Annotated in this window: 14 protein-coding genes; 4 read left to right on the forward strand and 10 right to left on the reverse strand. The window is 63.0% G+C overall.

Going from position 1 to position 17,780, the window contains the following annotated elements:
* Positions 1-196 precede the first annotated feature (196 nt).
* The 3 genes from drt5 to LK542_RS06900 all read left to right on the forward strand — a co-directional run bounded on the left by drt5 (position 197) and on the right by LK542_RS06900 (position 4,772).
* On the forward strand, positions 197-1,681 hold the full coding sequence (gene drt5, locus LK542_RS06890) for an antiviral reverse transcriptase Drt5 (RefSeq protein ID WP_227811319.1): 1,485 nt from the start codon (positions 197-199) through the stop codon (positions 1,679-1,681).
* A 134-nt stretch (positions 1,682-1,815) separates the two neighbouring features.
* Positions 1,816-3,246 carry a protein kinase gene (locus tag LK542_RS06895; protein WP_227811320.1) on the forward strand — a complete coding sequence of 477 codons (1,431 nt, stop codon included), beginning with the start codon at positions 1,816-1,818 and terminating at the stop codon, positions 3,244-3,246.
* 164 nt (positions 3,247-3,410) lie between these two features.
* Positions 3,411-4,772 carry a DnaB-like helicase C-terminal domain-containing protein gene (locus LK542_RS06900; RefSeq protein ID WP_227811321.1) on the forward strand — a complete coding sequence of 454 codons (1,362 nt, stop codon included), beginning with the start codon at positions 3,411-3,413 and terminating at the stop codon, positions 4,770-4,772.
* A gap of 147 nt (positions 4,773-4,919) precedes the next feature.
* Here the strand turns inward: LK542_RS06900 and LK542_RS06905 are convergent, their stop codons facing one another.
* The 6 genes from LK542_RS06905 to LK542_RS06930 all read right to left on the reverse strand — a co-directional run bounded on the left by LK542_RS06905 (position 4,920) and on the right by LK542_RS06930 (position 11,907).
* Positions 4,920-5,543, reverse strand: coding sequence for a metalloregulator ArsR/SmtB family transcription factor (locus tag LK542_RS06905; protein ID WP_227811322.1), 624 nt, complete (start codon positions 5,541-5,543; stop codon positions 4,920-4,922).
* Positions 5,540-6,751 (reverse strand): MFS transporter, encoded by a 1,212-nt coding sequence (locus LK542_RS06910; protein ID WP_227811323.1) that lies wholly within the window; start codon positions 6,749-6,751, stop codon positions 5,540-5,542. Before LK542_RS06910 ends, LK542_RS06905 begins: the two co-directional genes overlap by 4 nt.
* 72 nt (positions 6,752-6,823) lie before the next feature.
* The gene (locus LK542_RS06915; RefSeq protein ID WP_227801074.1) at positions 6,824-7,690 is read right to left on the reverse strand and encodes a lipid-binding SYLF domain-containing protein; all 867 of its coding nucleotides are present in this window, start codon (positions 7,688-7,690) and stop codon (positions 6,824-6,826) included.
* A 271-nt stretch (positions 7,691-7,961) separates the two neighbouring features.
* Positions 7,962-9,488, reverse strand: coding sequence for an FHA domain-containing protein (locus LK542_RS06920; protein WP_227811324.1), 1,527 nt, complete (start codon positions 9,486-9,488; stop codon positions 7,962-7,964).
* A gap of 113 nt (positions 9,489-9,601) precedes the next feature.
* On the reverse strand, positions 9,602-10,582 hold the full coding sequence (locus tag LK542_RS06925) for a PP2C family serine/threonine-protein phosphatase (RefSeq protein WP_227811325.1): 981 nt from the start codon (positions 10,580-10,582) through the stop codon (positions 9,602-9,604).
* Between the two features lie 47 nt (positions 10,583-10,629).
* The gene (locus LK542_RS06930; protein WP_227811326.1) at positions 10,630-11,907 is read right to left on the reverse strand and encodes an MFS transporter; all 1,278 of its coding nucleotides are present in this window, start codon (positions 11,905-11,907) and stop codon (positions 10,630-10,632) included.
* Between the two features lie 109 nt (positions 11,908-12,016).
* On the opposite strand from LK542_RS06930, the gene LK542_RS06935 reads away from it, so the two are divergent.
* Entirely contained in the window at positions 12,017-12,484 is a 468-nt protein-coding gene (locus LK542_RS06935; protein WP_227811327.1) for a GNAT family N-acetyltransferase, read from the forward strand.
* Here LK542_RS06935 and LK542_RS06940 read toward each other — a convergent pair.
* The 4 genes from LK542_RS06940 to LK542_RS06955 are packed head-to-tail and all read right to left on the reverse strand — an operon-like array spanning position 12,470 to position 17,704.
* A complete protein-coding gene (locus tag LK542_RS06940) occupies positions 12,470-12,925 on the reverse strand; it encodes an SH3 domain-containing protein (protein WP_227811328.1) in 456 nt (151 codons plus the stop codon). The genes LK542_RS06935 and LK542_RS06940 overlap by 15 nt on opposite strands.
* An 8-nt stretch (positions 12,926-12,933) precedes the next feature.
* The gene (locus tag LK542_RS06945; protein ID WP_227811329.1) at positions 12,934-14,478 is read right to left on the reverse strand and encodes a hypothetical protein; all 1,545 of its coding nucleotides are present in this window, start codon (positions 14,476-14,478) and stop codon (positions 12,934-12,936) included.
* Positions 14,439-16,763 carry an FtsW/RodA/SpoVE family cell cycle protein gene (locus LK542_RS06950; RefSeq protein WP_227811330.1) on the reverse strand — a complete coding sequence of 775 codons (2,325 nt, stop codon included), beginning with the start codon at positions 16,761-16,763 and terminating at the stop codon, positions 14,439-14,441. Before LK542_RS06950 ends, LK542_RS06945 begins: the two co-directional genes overlap by 40 nt.
* Positions 16,760-17,704 (reverse strand): serine/threonine protein kinase, encoded by a 945-nt coding sequence (locus LK542_RS06955; RefSeq protein ID WP_227811331.1) that lies wholly within the window; start codon positions 17,702-17,704, stop codon positions 16,760-16,762. Before LK542_RS06955 ends, LK542_RS06950 begins: the two co-directional genes overlap by 4 nt.
* Between the last annotated feature and the right edge of the window lie 76 nt (positions 17,705-17,780).

Consider the following 17,780-nt stretch of genomic DNA (forward strand, 5'->3'; position numbering starts at 1 on the left):
TTTGCACACGCATGTCAGGTATAAGATGCACTTAGAGGAACGCCACACACAGACGCAATCTCTGGTCAGAAAAAGTAGAGAGCATTGTGTTATATAAGATTTTCACTTGCCACGAAATATATAGCGTCGCAACCCGAGCTATGGTGTGCGATCTCTGTGCGCGCAAACAGTTTAACGCCAATTTTAATTAAAAAAAATGACTTCAACCGTTGAATTCTACAAGACGGACTTTAATTCTACGCTTTATCCTTTGCGTACTAATCAGTTAATGATTGAAATGCATGCAAAAGAAATCTCCGACTACATTTATCAAGAGATTCTCGATGAAACTAAGGCGGGTGAGAGTTTTCTATCCCAACAGCGAGTTTACGCAACGAAGCCAGAAGGGCATCTAAGAAGAACTGTTAAATTGGATCCCGTTGCAGAATATTTTATATATGACTTAGTCTATCGCAATCGAGCCATATTTCGCGGCCCGGTCAGTAACACTCGCCAAAGTTTTGGTTACAGATTCAAAGATGGCATCCAAATTCCGGTCCATACTGCTTACAAAGAGTATAAGGATGCGCTATCAAATGCCTCGAAAAAATTCAGATATAATATTCGGTTCGATATCGCGTCATATTTTAATAGTGTATATCACCACGATATTTGTCATTGGTTTTCTTCAAAAGATGCAGTTTCGCGCACTGATGGCGAAGCCATGGGAAAATTTTTTCGTGAAATTAATGCAGGGCGCAGTGTAGATTTTCTGCCTCACGGTATATATCCGTGCAAGATGATTGGCAATGAATACCTTAAATTCATTGACTTGACGGGAGTCTTGAAATCTCAAGAAATCATCCGTTTCATGGATGATTTTGTGCTATTCGACGATGATGAGCGAAAAATAAAGCACGATTTCCTTCGCATTCAACAGCTCCTTGGAAATTATGGATTAAACGTAAACCCAAGTAAGACTTTTTATAATCACGACTTTGGAGATGTGCAGAAGGCTTTATCAGATATCAAAAAATCATTAAAAGAGATTGTGCATGAAGAGATAGAAGTGTACGGTGCCTCCGGTGTGGAAGTTGCTGCGATTGAGATGGAGGTGGAAAGGGAATTAAACGTTGAGCAGATCAATTCATTAATTTTGCTACTCAAGCAAGAGCGACTCGAAGAATCGGACGCTGACCTTATTCTCGGATTCTTGAGATCTCACAGTGATTCAATACTGGAGTTTTTCCCGCTATTCCTCAATAGATTTCCCAACCTCGTTAAACATATTCATTCCATATGCGCTACAGTTGTTGATAAGGAGAAGCTTACACAAATTATTCTTGAATATGTAAAAGGTGACGCTCATTTTCTTGAGTATCAGTTGTTTTGGCTTGCAGTTATTGTTGAAGATTTCTTATTGGGACAGCGAGGTTATGGGGAAGTTCTGCTCCGCATCTACGAGTTGTCCGGGGACTACAAAATTGCGCGCGCTAAAGTTCTTGAAATTCCTGAGCAGGGCTTCGGCTTTAAGGAAATTCGTAACGAATATTTGAAAACCGGACAGTCTGATTGGCTCTCTTGGGCGTCAGCAGTCGGAACGCGGAGCTTAAAGGCAGGGGAGCGCAACTACGTCTTAGATTACTTTTCAAAAGCGTCAAAAATGAATTTTTTGATCGCTTCTTGTGTAAAGAAATTCTAATTCTTTATGGTCTCAGCCGGTTTCTCGTTTTATTTTTCACGTAGGCAGTGCCGACTGCATGAAAGTAATATTAAATAGCGGTTGGTATCTCAAGAGCAGCGTCATTTGTTTAAATATTTAAAAACTAACGCGTGATGAATAGACCAAAAGGGGCAAGTTCCTTTCTTGCCGGACAACAGTTCCATGGCTGGGTATTGGAAGTACCGTTGGGCTCAGGAGGGAATGGTGTTGTCTGGAAGGCCGCCAGAGTAGGGGAGACATCGGTCGCGATAAAAATACTAAAGTCGATTACTGATGAAACATATGAGAGGTTCAAGGTCGAGACCAGTATATTAGAATCGCTTGGAACTACCCGGGGAATCATACCGCTTCTACAAAAATTCATTCCCGCTGATAAGTCTGGGCCTGCGCCGTGGTTCGCGATGCCGATCGCACAACCGTTTGCGGAATATGTTCAAGGAAAAGTGTGGAAGGAAATTGTCGACGATTTTATTAAACTAGCCGGCGTCATTGAAGATCTTCACGCAAGAAAAATTGCACACAGAGACATTAAGCCTGCAAATTTCCTGTTCTATGATGGACAACTCTGTCTTTCTGACTTCGGATTAGTAAAGTATCCAAGCCGCACAAACATTACCCCGATGAAGCGCGATGTGGGCGCGAAATTCACAATGGCGCCTGAGATGCGGAGGAACGCGTCCGAAGCTGATGGCCTACCTGCCGATGTGTATTCTTTTGCAAAGTCCTTATGGATTGCTCTCACTGGAGAGCAATTAGGATTCGATGGACAGTATAATCCAGGGTCGACACTTGCCTTAACAAACTATCTTCCTGAGATTTACACCACCACGATCGATCGATTACTCGTGGAGTGCACTGAAACCGAACCAAACCTTCGGCCTAGTATTACGAGCGTGAAATTAAGGTTGCGTGAATGGCTTGAAATCTGCGAAGATTTTCATACGCGAAATTTAACCGAGTGGTCTGAACTAACCCACAAACTTTTTCCGATGGGTGCTCCAGCAAGAGCCTGTTGGACTGACATCGACTCCATTTGTGCGGTGCTCGATGAGATCTCGAAAGTAAAAGGCTTAAACCATATGTTCTACCCGACAGGCGGCGGCAACACCATTACTAGTGTGTCACGTGCTAAAGAGTCGGGATTAATCGCTCTCCACGTCGGTGAGAAGACTGCAGAGATACTCAAACCGGCAAAGCTAGCGTACGAGTCATTCGGGCGCGATACTAGTTGGAGCTATTTTCGATTGGAGGCTGCACCAATACAGCCGACCGGATTATCCGGCTCGGTGGGGTATCATGGAATCAGTGAAGAACTTACAGAAATTTCACCTGGTCACTACGAATCTTATGCTTGTTGGCAGTACGACGAGTTCAAAGGTAGAAAGTTGCCTGAGTCGGCAAGACCAGTAAGCCGATACCTCACTGGGGCTTTCGTTTTTTTTAGTACACGATCGATTTATAACCAAATTCCCGACACGTATGACGCGCGACACAATCAGATGACAGAGGACGATTTTAGGACTTATATAGAGAAAAATGTATAGTTTTATAAGGGTGCCCGCAACGCCTATTTATGTCTCCAGGGTTAGAAGAGGGTGCGCGGAGTCGGCTTGAAGCCGGCGATCCGTCGGGTGCAGACGATAGAGCTTATTCGTTAAGCCTAAGTATTGATTGCTTCTTCTGTATGTGTAGCCAAAGTTGAGAAATCATGAGCTCATCCCCCAAGATCCGCGTTTTCTATAGTTATTCTCACAAGGATGAAGTCTATCGTGAGCAACTAGAAGAGCATTTGGCAATTCTTCGACGTACCGGTCTGATACATGATTGGAGCGATCGAAAGATTGTCCCTGGACGTGACTGGAAAAATGATATTAACGAAAACTTGCTTGCAGCTGATCTAATTTTGCTGCTTGTTAGCAGCAGCTTCATTGCTTCTGACTATTGTATTGAACGAGAGCTTAGCACTGCAATGTCTCTCCATGAGTCCGGAAAAACTCGGGTTGTCCCGATTTTTATAAGGCCGACTGTGTATAGTGGAGCGCCATTTTCAGGGCTGCAGGGTTTGCCCAGTGACGGTGTTTCAATTTCCGAATGGAGCAACGTTGATCTCGGTTGGCAAGACGTCGCTATCGGGCTGGTGAAGGTCTTAGAGGAAATTAGCGAGCAAAAACAGCGCGCTCGGAATCCGGAGCGAATGAAGACAATTAGAGCTGCAATGGTTGAAGAGGTAGAGAGAATTGATTCGCTCTACGAGAAGGATGACTTACCTTTGGTAGGTGGTATACCCACTGGCTTGGCCGATCTAGATCGATTAATAAACGGCCTTGGGGCCGAAGACCTTATGGTTATAGCGTCGCGCCCGTCGATGGGGAAAACGAATTTGTCCCTGCAAATAGCTGCGGAAGTAGTATGCCAAGGCTTGCCCGCGGTAGTCTTCAGCTTGAAAGCAAAAGCTTCGGATATCTCTAGCCGAATGTTAGCCGCACGGGCAAAGATTGAGTTTTGGCAGATTGATTCAGGTCGTCTCGGCGCGGAAGATTGGCCACGCCTGACTGCCGCGATCGGGGATTTAATCGACCGGCCATTGCTGATTGACGATAGTCCAACGCTTACTTTTGAAGAATTACGGTCGAGGTGTATCAATGAAAAGACTGCGTTCGGGAGACTGGCGCTAGTAGTTATCGATTCTCTCGACTATGTGGAATTTGATGGCGGCTTACTTAGTCGAGGCCGTTCGCTGAAGTCTCTAGCGCGTGAGCTTGGAACTACGATATTGGTGACGGTGAATGTCCCACGAGCGATTGAACTACGGCCCAACAAGCGCCCTCTACTCGGCGACCTGCAATCACCATCTGATTTAGCGGACGAAGCGGACCATGTAGGTTTTCTCTACATGGACTCCCGGTACAACCCAGATTCGCCCGACATCGGCACTGTCGAACTAATTGTTGCGAAAAACAAACGTGGACCAGTTGGAGCTATAAGACTAACGCATATTGCTAAGTATGGCGCGTTCGGAAACTATACCGGTATAACACCCAAATATTTTGCGGATATGGACGAACTCTAGCTAGTAGCGATTACGCTCTTCAGCGTATATACCATCCTTCATCCCAATGTAGTGAGTCACATGCTTAGCTGCTCTGCCAGCGCCTTGCCTGCAGTAACGTTGAGCAACCCGCCGGTCAGCGATCATTCCTAGACGAGCAGTCCGCGTTCAAGCTATCGCCGTGAGTCGATAAGCGCACCGGCGCGCGCCCGCCAACTGATGTTCGACCCGCTCGACCTTCACATCCGGCCCCAGCACGCGCTGGAACACATCCAGCTCCGACCGGCAGAAATTCTGGCAGCTGCGCGCCGCCGCGCAGATCGGGCAGTGATTCTCGACCAGCATGACGCTGCCATCGTCACCGACCGTGGCCTCGGCCATGTAGCCTTCTGCGTCGCGCAGCACGGCCAGCGCGGCGGCGCGCTGGGGGAGCGGCGCTGCCGGATCGATCGCGGCGCGGTAAGTTGCCTCGCTGGCCGTTTCGCGCGCATCGATCAGGCGGTCGATGGCGGACTCCCCGAACAGGGTGCGCACCTGCTGCAGCAGATCGACGGTCAGCGCCGCATGGCGGTCGGGGTAGCGCGCGTGACCCAGTTCCGTCAGCTGCCACAGGCGCACCGGGCGGCCGACCTTGCCCGGCTTGTCGACGTGGGTCACCAGGCCTTTTTCTTCGGCCGCTTCGAGCTGGCGGCGCACCGCCATCGAGGTCAGGTGCAGGACCTCGCTCAGCGTCTGGGCCGTCTGCGGTCCGCGGGTTTTCAGCAGCAGTAAAGTCTGTTCAGCGGTGTTCATGCGAATTCCTGTTGGGTTGGCGTGGGCGTGCGGCTCCAGCGCCGCATCGATAGGGCCGCCCATGCGGCCAGCAGGCCGCCGACGATCAGCACCAGCCGGGTATCGAACATCGCCAGCAGGCCGCCGCCAAAGGCCATGATGATGTGCGCGACGCAGAAGGTGGTCGACAGCAGGCCCATGACGGCGCCCTGGCCGTGCTGCGCGAAGCGGTCGGCCGCCCAGGCCTGCAGCGTCGCATTATAGAAGGCATGCGGCAGGCCGAACAGGATGATGGCGGCCATGCCCACCCACAGGTTGCCGATGCCGACGCACAGGATCGCGAGCGCCACCGCGGCTGCCTGGCTGCTGACGCGGGCGCGCGGGTCGCGGGCGTGGGCACGGCCGGCGATGAGGGCGGTCAGGGTCATGACGCCACACATGGCCATGTTGACGAAGGCGATGCCGGCCGCGTCGTAGCCGCCCACTTCAACCAGCCAGAGTGGGAAGAATTCGTAGAAGCCGGCTACGCCGCAGGTGTAGGCGAGGTGAATCAGGAACAGTGTCTTCAAGGGGCTGTGGCGCAGCAGCGTAAAGGCGTGGCGCTCGCGCGCCAGCGACCACCAGCCGCCCTGGATGCCCGGCGCCGATTCCGCTTGCAGCACCAGCAGCGAGAGCACGGCGCCCAGCAACAGGCCGCCGGCGGCGATATAGAAGGGCAGCGTGATGCTAAAAGCCGCGCTCAGGCCCGACAGCAGCGGCCCGGCCAGCCAGCCGAGGTGGAAGGCGCCGTTCAGCCAGGAGAGAGCGTGGTTGCGCAGCGGACCCTCGAGGCGCTCGGCGAGCAGGGCGCGCAGGATCGCGCCATTCCCCTCCAATACGCCGGTGACGAAGCGGGCGGCGACCAGCAGTGGATAGGACTGGGTCAAGAGCGCGTAAGCCGTCAGCAGGTGGCCGCAAGCCGCGCCGATCGTCGTGAGCAGCAGGATGCGGCGCCGTCCGAGGGCATCCGATAGCGAACCGAGCACCGCGCTGCCGAGCAGCATGCCGATCGGATTGGCCATCAGCGCCATCCCGAACAGCAGTTTGGGCGGCAGCCCGAGGAAGCCATTCAGGGCACTTGGCTGAGCGTCGGCGAACAGCGGAGGCAGCAGGGGATAGGCGAGCGAGGCCCCGATGGTCGAAAGCAGGGCGAGCAGGCAGGCGCTACCGATAAGCAGACGATGTTGCATACGACTCCTGGCTTGGCAATGAAGCAATGCCAGGAGTGTAGGTCAGCTCAGCAGATAAGTAAACGAGTTTGTTTATTTATTCCCTTCGGCGCGCCGGGTCGGGCGCATGTCGCTGTCACCGCTGCGGGTCTTGCTGTCGCTGCTGCCGCCGAAGCCGGCGGACCCGGCGGCGGTGCCGGTATCGGCCAAGGCTGCGCGCAGCTCGACGGCGCGCGGATTGTTGACCCGGCCTGCGACGACGTCGCGCGCGTTCACCGGCTTGCGGTAGTAGGCGGCGGTCTCGGCGCCGTCGAAGCGGATGTCGGTGACAGCGATTGTCGCTCCGCCGAACAGGCCTTCGGTGTCGGACCAGGCCGTGATGTCGCCCCAGCCGAGCGAGCCTTCGCCTTTCTTCGACCAGTCGACTACGGTGAGCCCGGCATCGGCGTTCAGCGAGAATTTGTTAGCCTGCATGAAGCCGTTCAGCGCCTTCTGGTCGTTGAGGATGAAGGCGATCGCGCCGCCTTCGGCGCCCAGCTGTGCGCCCAGGGTCACGCCAGCCATGTTGTAGAACGAGGGCGTGCCCCAGCCGTCGGCGCGGCGCACCAGCAGCACCCCGGCGCCGCCGCGCGCGCCGACACCGACCGCGACCCGCACCGAGTCCGGCACCACGAAGACGCCCTTCGATTTGTAGAGCAGGGCGGCGAGTTTCTGATCGCGCTCCATCTGGTGGATCACCTGGATGGCGCGGTTCAGGTGGGTAGTGGCGTCGGCGGCGTCGCTGCCTTCCTGGGCGACACCGGCCTTGGCGCTGGTCGGGTTGGTGCGTTCCTGGACCGTGCTCGGCCCTACGCGTTCCTGGGGAGCCGGTTTCGCGGGCTGCTGGGCAGAGGCGCCGCCGGCGGCGACCAGCAGGGCAAGGGCGGTGGCATGAATAGGGGAAATTCGTTGGATCTTCATTGAGTCGCTCGCATGTGCATTGGATATGCTTAGCCTAAAGCGAAGCGGCGAGCGGCGGCGCGAGCTTGCGGAAGGGAGCGGTATGCATCCGGCGCCGGCAGGCGTAGACTCGTCATACGCACGGATTTTTATGGCACGCAAACGAAAGGAGGCGTCATGAAAATTCCAGAGCACCTCAGGATTCCGGTCATCGTGTTCGCGCTGCAGGCGGCGCTGCTGGCCGGCACGGCCCTGATCTTCCTGGTCCTGCGCCCGCCCGGCTATTGACGCTTCAAGCGTTGAGCCAGGCCGCGGCTTGAGCACGCCGGCGCTCGCCGGCGCGGAGGGTGTGCGCGCGCGTTTCCACCCGCGTTTCCGGATACGGTTCAAGGGCAAAGCGCAGTTGGCGTTCCATGCCGCGCAGGCGCTCCAGGCTCGCGCCCGGCGCCAGCGGCGTCTCGACGCCAGTGACCGGGTCCAGGTGCAAGAAGCCGCCGTCGCGGTGGAACAGCAGCGGCAGCCCCGCCGCGCGTGGCTGGGTGGCGCAGTCGGCATGGCCCGGGTGGGTTTCCGGCGCCAGGATGCAGAAGGCCTCGGCCCGCGCGCCGGCATCAAGCCGGTGCAGCACGACCCCGTGCGGCCACAGCGCGCTGACTTCCAGTTCGACCACGCCGCGGATGCTGGCCGTGAGCGCAATGCGCATGCCCAGGCGCAGCGGCACCGGCGTGTGCTTGCCGGGCCAGACGCCGTCGAGCAGCAGGCCGTAGCGCGACACGTCTTCGATCTCGAAGCCATGGCGGCCGGGACGAATGATGGCGTGGCGGCCGGACAGGCGCCGCGTCAGGCCGCCGCGCTCTTCCCCGTGCTCACCGTAATGCGTCAGCAGCAGGTCGGCTTCCGGTTCGATGTCTTCGAACCGGCCCAGCACGCACTCGTCCAGTGCGAACAGGCGCAGGTGGCGCTGGCTCGCCGAATCCGGCTCCGCGTGCACCAGGCAGGCCGTGGTGGCCGGGCAGGGATGGATGCTGGGCGCCACCGGCACGTCGATCTCGATCAGGTCTTCGTCCCAGGCGATGGTGGAATAGCCGAGATCAAGCTTGCCACCCCGTTCGTTCGGGTCACGCAGGTCGAGCTGGGCGATCGAGGCGTTGCGCGCCGTGACGTCGATGTCGACGCGGCCGCCGCCCGGCGCCTGCACCCGTGCGATGCCGGCGTCGTCGGCCGTCACGCGCACGTTCTTGTAGGTGGCGAGAAAAGTCTGGTGGATCTCGCCCAGGCTGGCGTCCAGCCTGGGGACCAGGATCACCGGCGAGCAGGTCCAGGTGCGCGACGCGGTCGTCTGCTGCGGGTGGCGGCTGTGCAGTTCGATGTCGATGCGGTACTGGCCGTGCTCCAGACCGCGCGAGGAGAATTCCAGGAATACCGGACGCCAGTCGCCGCGCGAGGTGCGCTGGAAGGCATAGCTGTCGCCGTCGCGCAGCCGCAGGCCGGAACGCGCCAGCATGCGCACCTCGGCGGCACAGTCCATTGGCATGCCGCGCAGCTCGAGCTTGATGGCTTGCCGTCCGCCGGCCGCACGCGGGTCGAAGCCGCTGATGTGCAATTGGGGACGCTGCAGTGCCGGCGCCGGGTTTGCTGGCTGCGCCGTCCGTTGCGCGCGCAGGGCGCTGATAGCTTCGAAGCTGGGCGGTAGCCCGGCGGGTGCAGCTACCGGCGCTGGATCGCTCTCCGGCTGGGCATGCCCGTGCGCGCACAGCTGCTCGCCGGGCATGACCCAGACGGTGCAGTGCGGATGCTCGGGATTGCGGCAGCGGTTCATGGCGCGAGGGTGCGTTCTATTGGTTTCGGCAACATTGCAAGCTTACGCTGAATTGCTGAACAGCGGCGCGCTCCATTCGTTGATTAGCAACATTATTTTCTGTTAGGAATTTTTCAACTATCGGGCAGCGCGGTCTCGTCCGCATGGCCGTTGAGCGGGCGCAGCAGCAGTGCGGTCAGGTTGTCAGCATGCAGGCCGTCTGGCGGCGCCGTTTCGATCTCCTCGAACAGGCGTGCGACCTTGGACGCCGCTTCCGGCGCCCCGGCCAGCAGTTCCGGCCAGCGGCCGACAAAACGGTCCGGGTGGGCGCAGGACCAGAAGCCGTCGCTGGCCAGCAGGTAGCTGGCGTCGTCGCGTAACTCCAGGGCGCGCCGGTCCGGCAGTGTGCACAGCCAGGACGGCAGGTTCAGGGGCGTCAGCTCGAACAGCGGATCCGACAGCTGGGCCGGATTGCTGAAGGCGTTGCCGAGTATGAAAGCCTGGGCGATCTGCGGCGAATGGGCGCCGTGGACCTGGCGCCACCAGGCGCTTTCGCCGATCCGCCCGCCCAGTGCCGCCGCGGTGGCGGGCACATGATCGACCGTGAGCGGGACGGCGCCGGCCGGTCCGATCTCGTACAGGCGCGAATCGCCCACGTGGTAGAGCAGGGGCGCGCGACCTTCCGGCAATTCGAGCATGGTGAGCGTGGTGCCGGGACGGGCGCCGGCCTCGAACGCGAAGTGGCGCTGCAGGTCGGCGTGCAGCCGGTCCAGGTGGCGCCCCAGTTCGGCCGCGGAATGGCAGGGCGGGATCGTGAGCAGCCCGGCGGCCACCGCCTCGGCCGCTTCCCGTCCATGGCCATGGCCGCCCATCCCATCCAGCACCGCCAGCCTGCCGTGGCCCGCCGGCCAGCCGGGCAGGCTGGTATGGCGCGGCACGCCGTCGACCAGATGGCAGGCATGGCCCGCGAAGTCGATGACGACGAAGTTGTCCTGGTTTTCGGGGCGCTGCAGGAGGCCGCTGCCACGGCGGCTGGCGACGGCGACGTCGTAGCGCGGTGCGAACTGGAAGGCGGACAGGATGTCGGACGGGTCGGGCATGTAGGGGATCGTCAATGCAATCCTGCTACTTTACACCTGAACAAGCCCGTTCGAAGGCGCGATTAGAGCGGTGTTTTCCGGTTTCCACCCACCAGCATGAGGGCGTTGAGCAGCACGCAGGCGCCGGCTGCGGCCAGCGCAGCGCGCACGCCCCAGCGGTCGGCCACCTGGCCCCAGAACACGCTGCCGCCCACATAACCGCCGGACATCACGAACAGGTAGATCGACAGGGTGCGCGCCCGCACCGCGGCCGGGAAGGACAGCTGGGCCGCCGCGTTCAGGGTCGACACGGTGGCCGACCAGGCCATGCCGCCGCACAGGATGAGCGGGGCCAGGACCAGCAGCGAGCGGCTGAAGGACATCGTCACCAGCATGAGGCCGTAGACGACCAGCGCGCCGGCCAGCACGCCGCTCTTGTCGATCCGGGCGCGCACCTGCGGCAGGAAGAAGGCGGCGATGACGGCGCCGCCGCCCAGGCAGCCCATCAGGGTGCCGTAGGTACTCGACTGCAGATGCAGCACGTCGCGCACGAACACCGGCAGGAGGCTGGCGAAGGCGATGGTTGCAAAGAAGACGGAGAAGACGTTGCGCAGGATGCGGCGGTAGCGCGCGCAGCCGAAGGCGGTCTTCAGGCCCAGCACGAAGCGTTCGCGGAAGCCTTCCCGCACGACCGGCTGCGGCGTGCGCTCCTGCCACCAGGCCCAGTACACCCCGAGCAGGCCGGCAAACGACAAGGCATTGGCCAGGAACAGCACGCTCGGCCCGAGCCAGCCGAACAGCACGCCGCCCAGCGCCGGGCCGATGATGGCGGACAGGTTGAAGGACAGGTTGTTCAGGGTCGCCGCCGCTTCCACTTCTTCCGGATCGACCAGGCCCGACATCGCCGCCTGCCAGGCCGGCCAGATGAAGGCGGTGCCAATGCCGATGCAGAAGGTCAGTATCAAGACAGGCGTGGCCGCCACCATGCCGGTAGTGACCAGCAAGGCCATCGTGGCCGCGCACAAGGCCATGTACAGGTTGCAGTAAAAGAGGAACTTGGGACGGTGCACGGCATCGGCGACCACGCCGGCCAGCAGCGCGAACAGGAAGATCGGGACGTAGGTCGCGGTCTGCACCAGCGAGGTGATCGAGGCCGATTTGGACAGCGAGGCCACCAGCCAGGCCGAGGCGAAGGTCTGGATCCAGGTGCCCATGTTCGACACCATGTTCGCGAGCCAGATGTTGCGGTAACGCGCGTGCCGCAGCGGCCGCGTCAGCGGCACCTTGCGGCGGGCAGGAGCGGGCTTGAGCGGGATGCTGGCGCTGGTGCTGAAAGACGCGCTGTTGCTGGATTCGGACATGGTCTGGACAGTGTAGGCGGCTTTGCTGCCCAGGGTCAATAAAATTGCCCTATGGAAAATATTTTCTGTGATATTGTGGCGTTCCCAAAACACGTTTGGCGTGAAAGACATGTTGATCCGACCGCTGGTGGCCACGGACATTCCAGCCGTGGCAGCGTTGCTGCGCGAGCTGGCGCGCGAATACATCGTGCACGAGTCGCCGCCGGAAGGCGCGTCGACCTTCCTCGCCGAGAACGATGAGATGGGCGTGCGCGGCTTTCTAGCGCGCGGTCATGTCTACCACGTGGCGGTGATCGACGGCGTGGTGGCGGGTTTTGTGGCGGTGCGTGACCGCAGCCATCTGTTCCACCTGTTTGTTGGCAAACGCTGGCACCGGCGCGGCGTGGCGCGCGCGCTGTGGGAAGCGGCGCGCATTGCTGCCATCGCCGCCGGCGGCGACGGCGCCTTCACGGTGAACTCCTCGAATTTTGCAGTGCCGGTCTACGAGAACTTCGGCTTCGTGCGGGTCGGCCCGACCCAGTGCGCCAAGGGCCTGTACTTCAACCCGATGCGGCTGGCGGTGTCAGAAGAGGCTTGAGCCGCGCTCGTCGGCCCGCCGCAGCCACAGGCTGCTGGCCCAGCCTTCACGCCTGCGTCCGTCCACCACGGCGCTGACCTGCCACCAGTCGCCCTGGTGCGCGCCCGTGACCGTCACCAGCGTCCCGGCGGGCACCACTGCCAGGCGGCGCGCATTCACCCCCACGTCGTCCCGCAGGTTCAAGTGGTCGCGCACCCGGTAGCTGGCGCCGGCCACCGGCATCGCGGCCTGCGCGAGCGGGAGCGCGGCCGCCTGCGGCGCAGGCCCGGGGCCGAGCAGCGCATGCAGCAGTCCCCCCAGTAGCACCGTGCCGCACGCCAGTACGGCGGCAGCGCGCGCATTGGCGCGGCGCCACCAGGCGCGCGGTGTCAGCCAGGCCGCCAGGCACAGGGTCAGCACCAGCCCGGCGGCATAGGCGAAGAGCGTGATCGCGGACGGCATCCCCGGCCTCAGGCGTCGAAGCGCAGCACGTAGTGGCCTGCCACCAGGTGGTGGCCGGGCGGGATCAGGTAAGGCTGCTCCTGGGTCGCGGTCTCGACCTGGGCCACCAGGCCCAGCTCGGCGTCCAGGTGGAACAGGGCCTGGGTCTCGGCCAGGCGCACGATGCGCAGGCCTTCTCCCGTCGCTTCCCAGCTGAAGGCATTGCGCGACAGGCCGAGGCGGTCGGCGCTGGCAGCCAGGCTGCCATCTAGGTGGCGCAGGAAGGCCGGCGCGTCGAGCACGCGCAGCGCGGCGAGCGCCGGCATGCCGCGGCCGAACACGAGCCGGGTGCCGGCCGCCGCCGGCTGCACCGGCCCATGCGGCACCGCCAGCAGGGCCGCGTAACGGTCCGCCATCTGCGGCGGCACCGCATGCAGCTGGATGCTGGCGCCGTCGACCGGGGCGAAACGCGAGGGTACGCTCACGCGCTGGCGGCCGGCCGCGGTGATCGCGTGGACCTCGTCGGCATCGTCGACGGCGAAGCGGATCAGGCTCTCTTTGTTCGGCGCGGCCGGCGCCAGGCTTGCTCCCAGACCGATTTCGAGTGCCTGGGCGCCGGTGTCGCGGTAGCGGCTCAGGCGCGGCAGCGCGAGTGCGGCCAGGGTGATGCGGTGGCGTGCGACCGGGGCGTAGGTGGCGTCGTTCTCGGTGACCGGGGGAGCGGCGGGGACGGCGGCCAGCGGCATGGCGGTCATCTCGCTGTCGTCAACCGCGGCACGCGGTTTCCATACCGCCGGCGTGCGGGATGGCGGCGCGCTCGGCGCCCTGGCAGGCGCAGGTCCAGGCCGGGCGGGCGCACCCATGCGGCTGACCTTCAGGAGCAGGCGCTGGCCGCCGGCCTCCCTGGCGCGCAGGACATAGTAGCCGTTGGCGGCGTCGTACTGGCAGTCGAGCAGGTCCTTGGGGCGCACCTGCACTTCGATCGGCGCATCGGGGCCGTCGTTGATCAACAGGATCCCACCTTCGCTGCCGAAGGACCAGCCGGGCACGGCGAAGGTGGCGCTGGCTTCGTCTTCGCCGACCAAAGTAAGACGCTGGTTCGGATACACCGCGCACACCGGTTGCCAGATGGCGCTGTCGGTTGATGCCGTGACCGCGTACAGCACCTGTTCGCCCGGCGCCGGCAGGTAGACGGCGTGGCCGAACTTGACCTTGACTTCGCCCGGCGCGACCGCATCGGTGCCAACCACGTGGTAGCGCACCTCGTCGCCCTTGAGCAGGTCGCCGAAATCCTTCTGGTGCAGGGCAGCCAGCGAAGTCGCCAGGTCGCGCACGCGCGCGCCGCGCGTCAGGTGGCGATCGTCGTCGACCTCGTCCTGCGGCAGCATCAGGGTCACGTGCGAAAAGCAGCGGGTGGCGGCGCGCCCGCGCTGTTCGCGCGGCGAGCGTTCCAGCAGGTCGCGCAGCAGCGGACGGCGCGAGAACAGCGACAGGCCAGGGGCCTGCCACAAGGCCTCGGCATTGAACACATCGCCTACCTTGGCCAGGATTTCGTGTTGGACGTAGACCGGCATGATTGATTCTCCTCGAAAGATTGAACGCTCGCCATGCCGAACGCTAGCAGGGGGCAGATGAAAAACAGCAGATGCGAGCCGCCGGCGGACAGGAAGCTCATCGGCTGGCCCATGATGGGGAACAGCGCCAGGTTAGTGCCCCAAGACAGCAGGAAGTGCCCGCCCAGGAAGGCGGCGCCGCCAGCCAGCAGGAAGCACTGGAAGCGTCCCAGCCAGGCGCGCCGGAAGTCGCCGGCGCCGCCGGCTACCCGCCAGGCCGCGGCGGCCGCATGGAGCAGGGCAGCCAGCAGCGCCGCCTGCAGGAACCACAGCAGCAGGGCGCCGGCCAGGCCGTGGCGGTTGATCAGGAAGGAGGGCGCGAAATCGTCCTGCACCGCCGGAATGCGCAGCGCGTCCCCGGCGGGGCCACCGAGCGAGGCGATACCGAGCAGCCCGTCGGCCCCGTGCCAACCACCCTCCTGCACCGCGCGCGCGCCCAGCAGCATCTGCTGGCCGGTGTGCGGATGCACGGTCGGATCGGCCCAGACCTGGAAGCGCTCCGCGTAGAAGCTGCCCGCCAGGCCAGGGCCGGCCGACTGCAGCGCGAGCGCGCCGGCCAGCAGCGCACAGCAGGCACCGCCGACCAGGCCCGCCCCCAGCCGGCGTCCGGTAGCGAGGCACCAGGCCAGCAGGGTCACGGCGCCCCACACCAGCAGCAGGATCAGCGGCGAATAATCGTCCACCTGCACCAGCGCCACCGCCAGCAGCAGTACGAACAGCAGCACCGGCACGAGAGGACGCAGCCAGTCGCGCCAGTGACGGCGCGCGTCCTTGCCGGCCACGCCACTGGTCGCCAGCGCCAGGCAGTGGGCGCTGAGGGCGGCCAGGGCCAGCTTGGCGAATTCCACCGGCTGGATCTCGAACACGCCAGTCTCGTCGCCGAAGGCCACCTGCAGCAGCAGGCCACCCAGCGCGGCAATGGCAAGCAAGACCAGCAGCCATTCGGTGACCGGGCGCGACAGGGCGCCACGGGCCAGGCCGCCAAGCAGCAGCAGGCCGAGCGGGAGCCCGACCGCCAGCAGCACGCAGCTGGTTTCGACATGGCGCAGCCAGGCGCTGTCGCGCGCGCCCAGGCCGAGTTCCAGTTGCACCAACAGGCCGGCGCCGAGCAGCAGCACCGACACCACGCCCAGCAGCGACAGGCGCCGAGGCCACAGCAGCGCGTGCCACAGCGCGCCCCAGGCCAGCAGCAGGGTCCAGCCGGCGCCCGGGCCAGCACCGCTTCGCTGCATCACGAGCAGCAGCACGGCGGCTGCCGGCAGGAGCGCGGAGGCGATGGCCGTACGTGCCGATCCTGCCAGCCGCAGCCCGGCCAGGCTTGCCAGCAGCATCGCCGCGAGCGCGCCGCACCAGGCGGTGGTGGAGGGCGGCGTAAAGCGCCACAGCGAGCGCTCCGACCAAGTCCAGTGCACTGCGCCCGGGAGCTCGGTCTTGGGCTGCGCGAACAGCGCCACCTGGGCGGCCGGCTGTAGGCGCAGGGTGCCGCCATCGACGGCGAGGGCAAAGCGGGTGCGCCCGACTGCGATTGCATCCATGCCTGCAAGGGAGTGCTCGCGCTGGGCGGTATCTTGCCAGCGTCCTGCGTCCTGCAGCAGGACCGGTTGACTCCCCCGCACCTGCAGCACCAGGTCGCCCAGCGGCGCGCGCGCGATCGACAGCCTGCCTGGATCGAGTCCGGGTACGGCCAGTCGGTTGCCGCAATACAGGTGGCCGCCGAAGGCGAGTGGGCGGCGAAAGGCGAGGGCGCCTGGTGCGACGCGGTTCCAGATGCTGCTCAGGCGCGCCGCCATGCCGGCATCCGGACAGGACACCTGCGCCTGGCCATCGCGCAGCAGCAGCGCGCCGTCGTATTCCCAAGCGTGGTTCGCATCGCGCAGCAGCACGCGGCCGTCGCCAGCGGCGCCGACCTCGAACACGGTCGCTCCCGCCTGCAGGCGCTGCCCGGTGGCCAAGACCGCGCTGCCGCTATGCAGGCGTTCGCCGCCGCGCACCAGCACCACCGCCTGGGCCGGGCTGGCATTGCGCAGCCACCAGCGCCCGGCGCCATCACGCCTTACCGTGAACTGCTGCGGCGCCGCGCCCGGCGCGGCCAGTTCGGCGCGGCCCAGGGTCTGCGTCGCACCCGGCGCCAGTTGCAGGGCGATTTCACGCGGCAGGTAGCGCGGGGACGCCAGCAGCATGGCCAGCAGTTGCAGGCCGCACAGCAGGCACAGGGCTGCGGCTGCGCCGACGAAGCGCGGATTCATGCCGCCCTCCGCAGCGGTGCGGCCATGGCGGCACGCACCGCATCGAGCAGGCGGCTGATCGCGAGTGCGTGGGCGGGACGCGCGGCGGGTTCCGGCGCGAGCAGGGCGCGCAGCAGCGCGCTGGCTTCCTGGCCGGCGGTGCCGAAGGCGGATGCGAAGGCAGCCGCTTCGTCCGGCTGCAGCGTCGGCGGAACGCCGCCTTGCTCGCGGCGCAGGATGGCGGCGCCTTCGCGGCCGTGCGCCGCGTAGGCATGCGCGCAGGCCGCGCCGTAGCGCAGCGCGCGGCCGCACGCGAGCCAGTAGAGCAGGGCGCCGAGCGCGAAATAATCGCTGCGCGGGTCGGTGACATACAGGCCGCGTGCCTGTGGAAAGAACTGTTCGGGCGCCTGCCAGCGCGCCGTGCCGGCATACGAATGGGTCGGCGCATCGAGCAGCGGGCGGCTGGTGCCGAAGTCGGCCAGCTTCAGGCTGCCCGTGCGGCGGTCGAGCAGCAGGTTGGCAGGCTTGAGGTCGAGATAGCGAAAACCGGCCGCGTGCACCTTGGCCAGGGCCTGGTTGACCTGGGCGGTCCAGTCGAGCGCCTGTAGCGGGCCTGGCGTGCCTGTCGTCTTGACGTGCGCAGCCAGGTCGCGGTCCAGGAGTTCGAGCGCCATGGCCGGGAGACCCTGATGGCTTCCGCTGTCGAGCAAGCGCACGATGTGGCGCGCGTCCCAGGGCGCGAGGCCGGACAGGAAGGCTTCCTCGGCGTGGGCGCTGTCGATCCAGTGGCGCTGGAGCAGGCTGGGGGCGAGCGCCATCTGGTCCGTGTTGACCAGCTTGATGGCGACGCTGCCGCCCGCGCTCTCGGCGCGCCACACGAGCCCGTAGGCGGATCCGCCGAGCGCTTCGCGCAGCCGGTACTGGCCGCGCGCGAGAGTGATGATTGTGCCTTGCTGGACCATGCTGCCTCCGCGACTGGCGCCGAGCGCCCTCGCGGAGGTCTAGCAGGGGGTGGGAGAAAGGGCGAAAAAAAAAGCC

The sequence above is a fragment of the Massilia sp. IC2-477 genome (genome assembly GCF_020707265.1).
In the GTDB taxonomy this organism is placed as follows: Bacteria; Pseudomonadota; Gammaproteobacteria; order Burkholderiales; family Burkholderiaceae_D; genus Telluria.

What these genes read in the sequence shown, in the direction of transcription:
- drt5 (WP_227811319.1), top strand. Translation starts at nt 197, where the DNA reads ATGACTTCAACCGTTGAATTCTACAAGACGGACTTTAATTCTACGCTT.
- LK542_RS06895 (WP_227811320.1), top strand. Translation starts at nt 1,816, where the DNA reads ATGAATAGACCAAAAGGGGCAAGTTCCTTTCTTGCCGGACAACAGTTC.
- LK542_RS06900 (WP_227811321.1), top strand. Translation starts at nt 3,411, where the DNA reads ATGAGCTCATCCCCCAAGATCCGCGTTTTCTATAGTTATTCTCACAAG.
- LK542_RS06905 (WP_227811322.1), bottom strand. Translation starts at nt 5,543, where the DNA reads ATGAACACCGCTGAACAGACTTTACTGCTGCTGAAAACCCGCGGACCG.
- LK542_RS06910 (WP_227811323.1), bottom strand. Translation starts at nt 6,751, where the DNA reads ATGCAACATCGTCTGCTTATCGGTAGCGCCTGCCTGCTCGCCCTGCTT.
- LK542_RS06915 (WP_227801074.1), bottom strand. Translation starts at nt 7,690, where the DNA reads ATGAAGATCCAACGAATTTCCCCTATTCATGCCACCGCCCTTGCCCTG.
- LK542_RS06920 (WP_227811324.1), bottom strand. Translation starts at nt 9,488, where the DNA reads ATGAACCGCTGCCGCAATCCCGAGCATCCGCACTGCACCGTCTGGGTC.
- LK542_RS06930 (WP_227811326.1), bottom strand. Translation starts at nt 11,907, where the DNA reads ATGTCCGAATCCAGCAACAGCGCGTCTTTCAGCACCAGCGCCAGCATC.
- LK542_RS06935 (WP_227811327.1), top strand. Translation starts at nt 12,017, where the DNA reads ATGTTGATCCGACCGCTGGTGGCCACGGACATTCCAGCCGTGGCAGCG.
- LK542_RS06940 (WP_227811328.1), bottom strand. Translation starts at nt 12,925, where the DNA reads ATGCCGTCCGCGATCACGCTCTTCGCCTATGCCGCCGGGCTGGTGCTG.
- LK542_RS06945 (WP_227811329.1), bottom strand. Translation starts at nt 14,478, where the DNA reads ATGCCGGTCTACGTCCAACACGAAATCCTGGCCAAGGTAGGCGATGTG.
- LK542_RS06950 (WP_227811330.1), bottom strand. Translation starts at nt 16,763, where the DNA reads ATGAATCCGCGCTTCGTCGGCGCAGCCGCAGCCCTGTGCCTGCTGTGC.
- LK542_RS06955 (WP_227811331.1), bottom strand. Translation starts at nt 17,704, where the DNA reads ATGGTCCAGCAAGGCACAATCATCACTCTCGCGCGCGGCCAGTACCGG.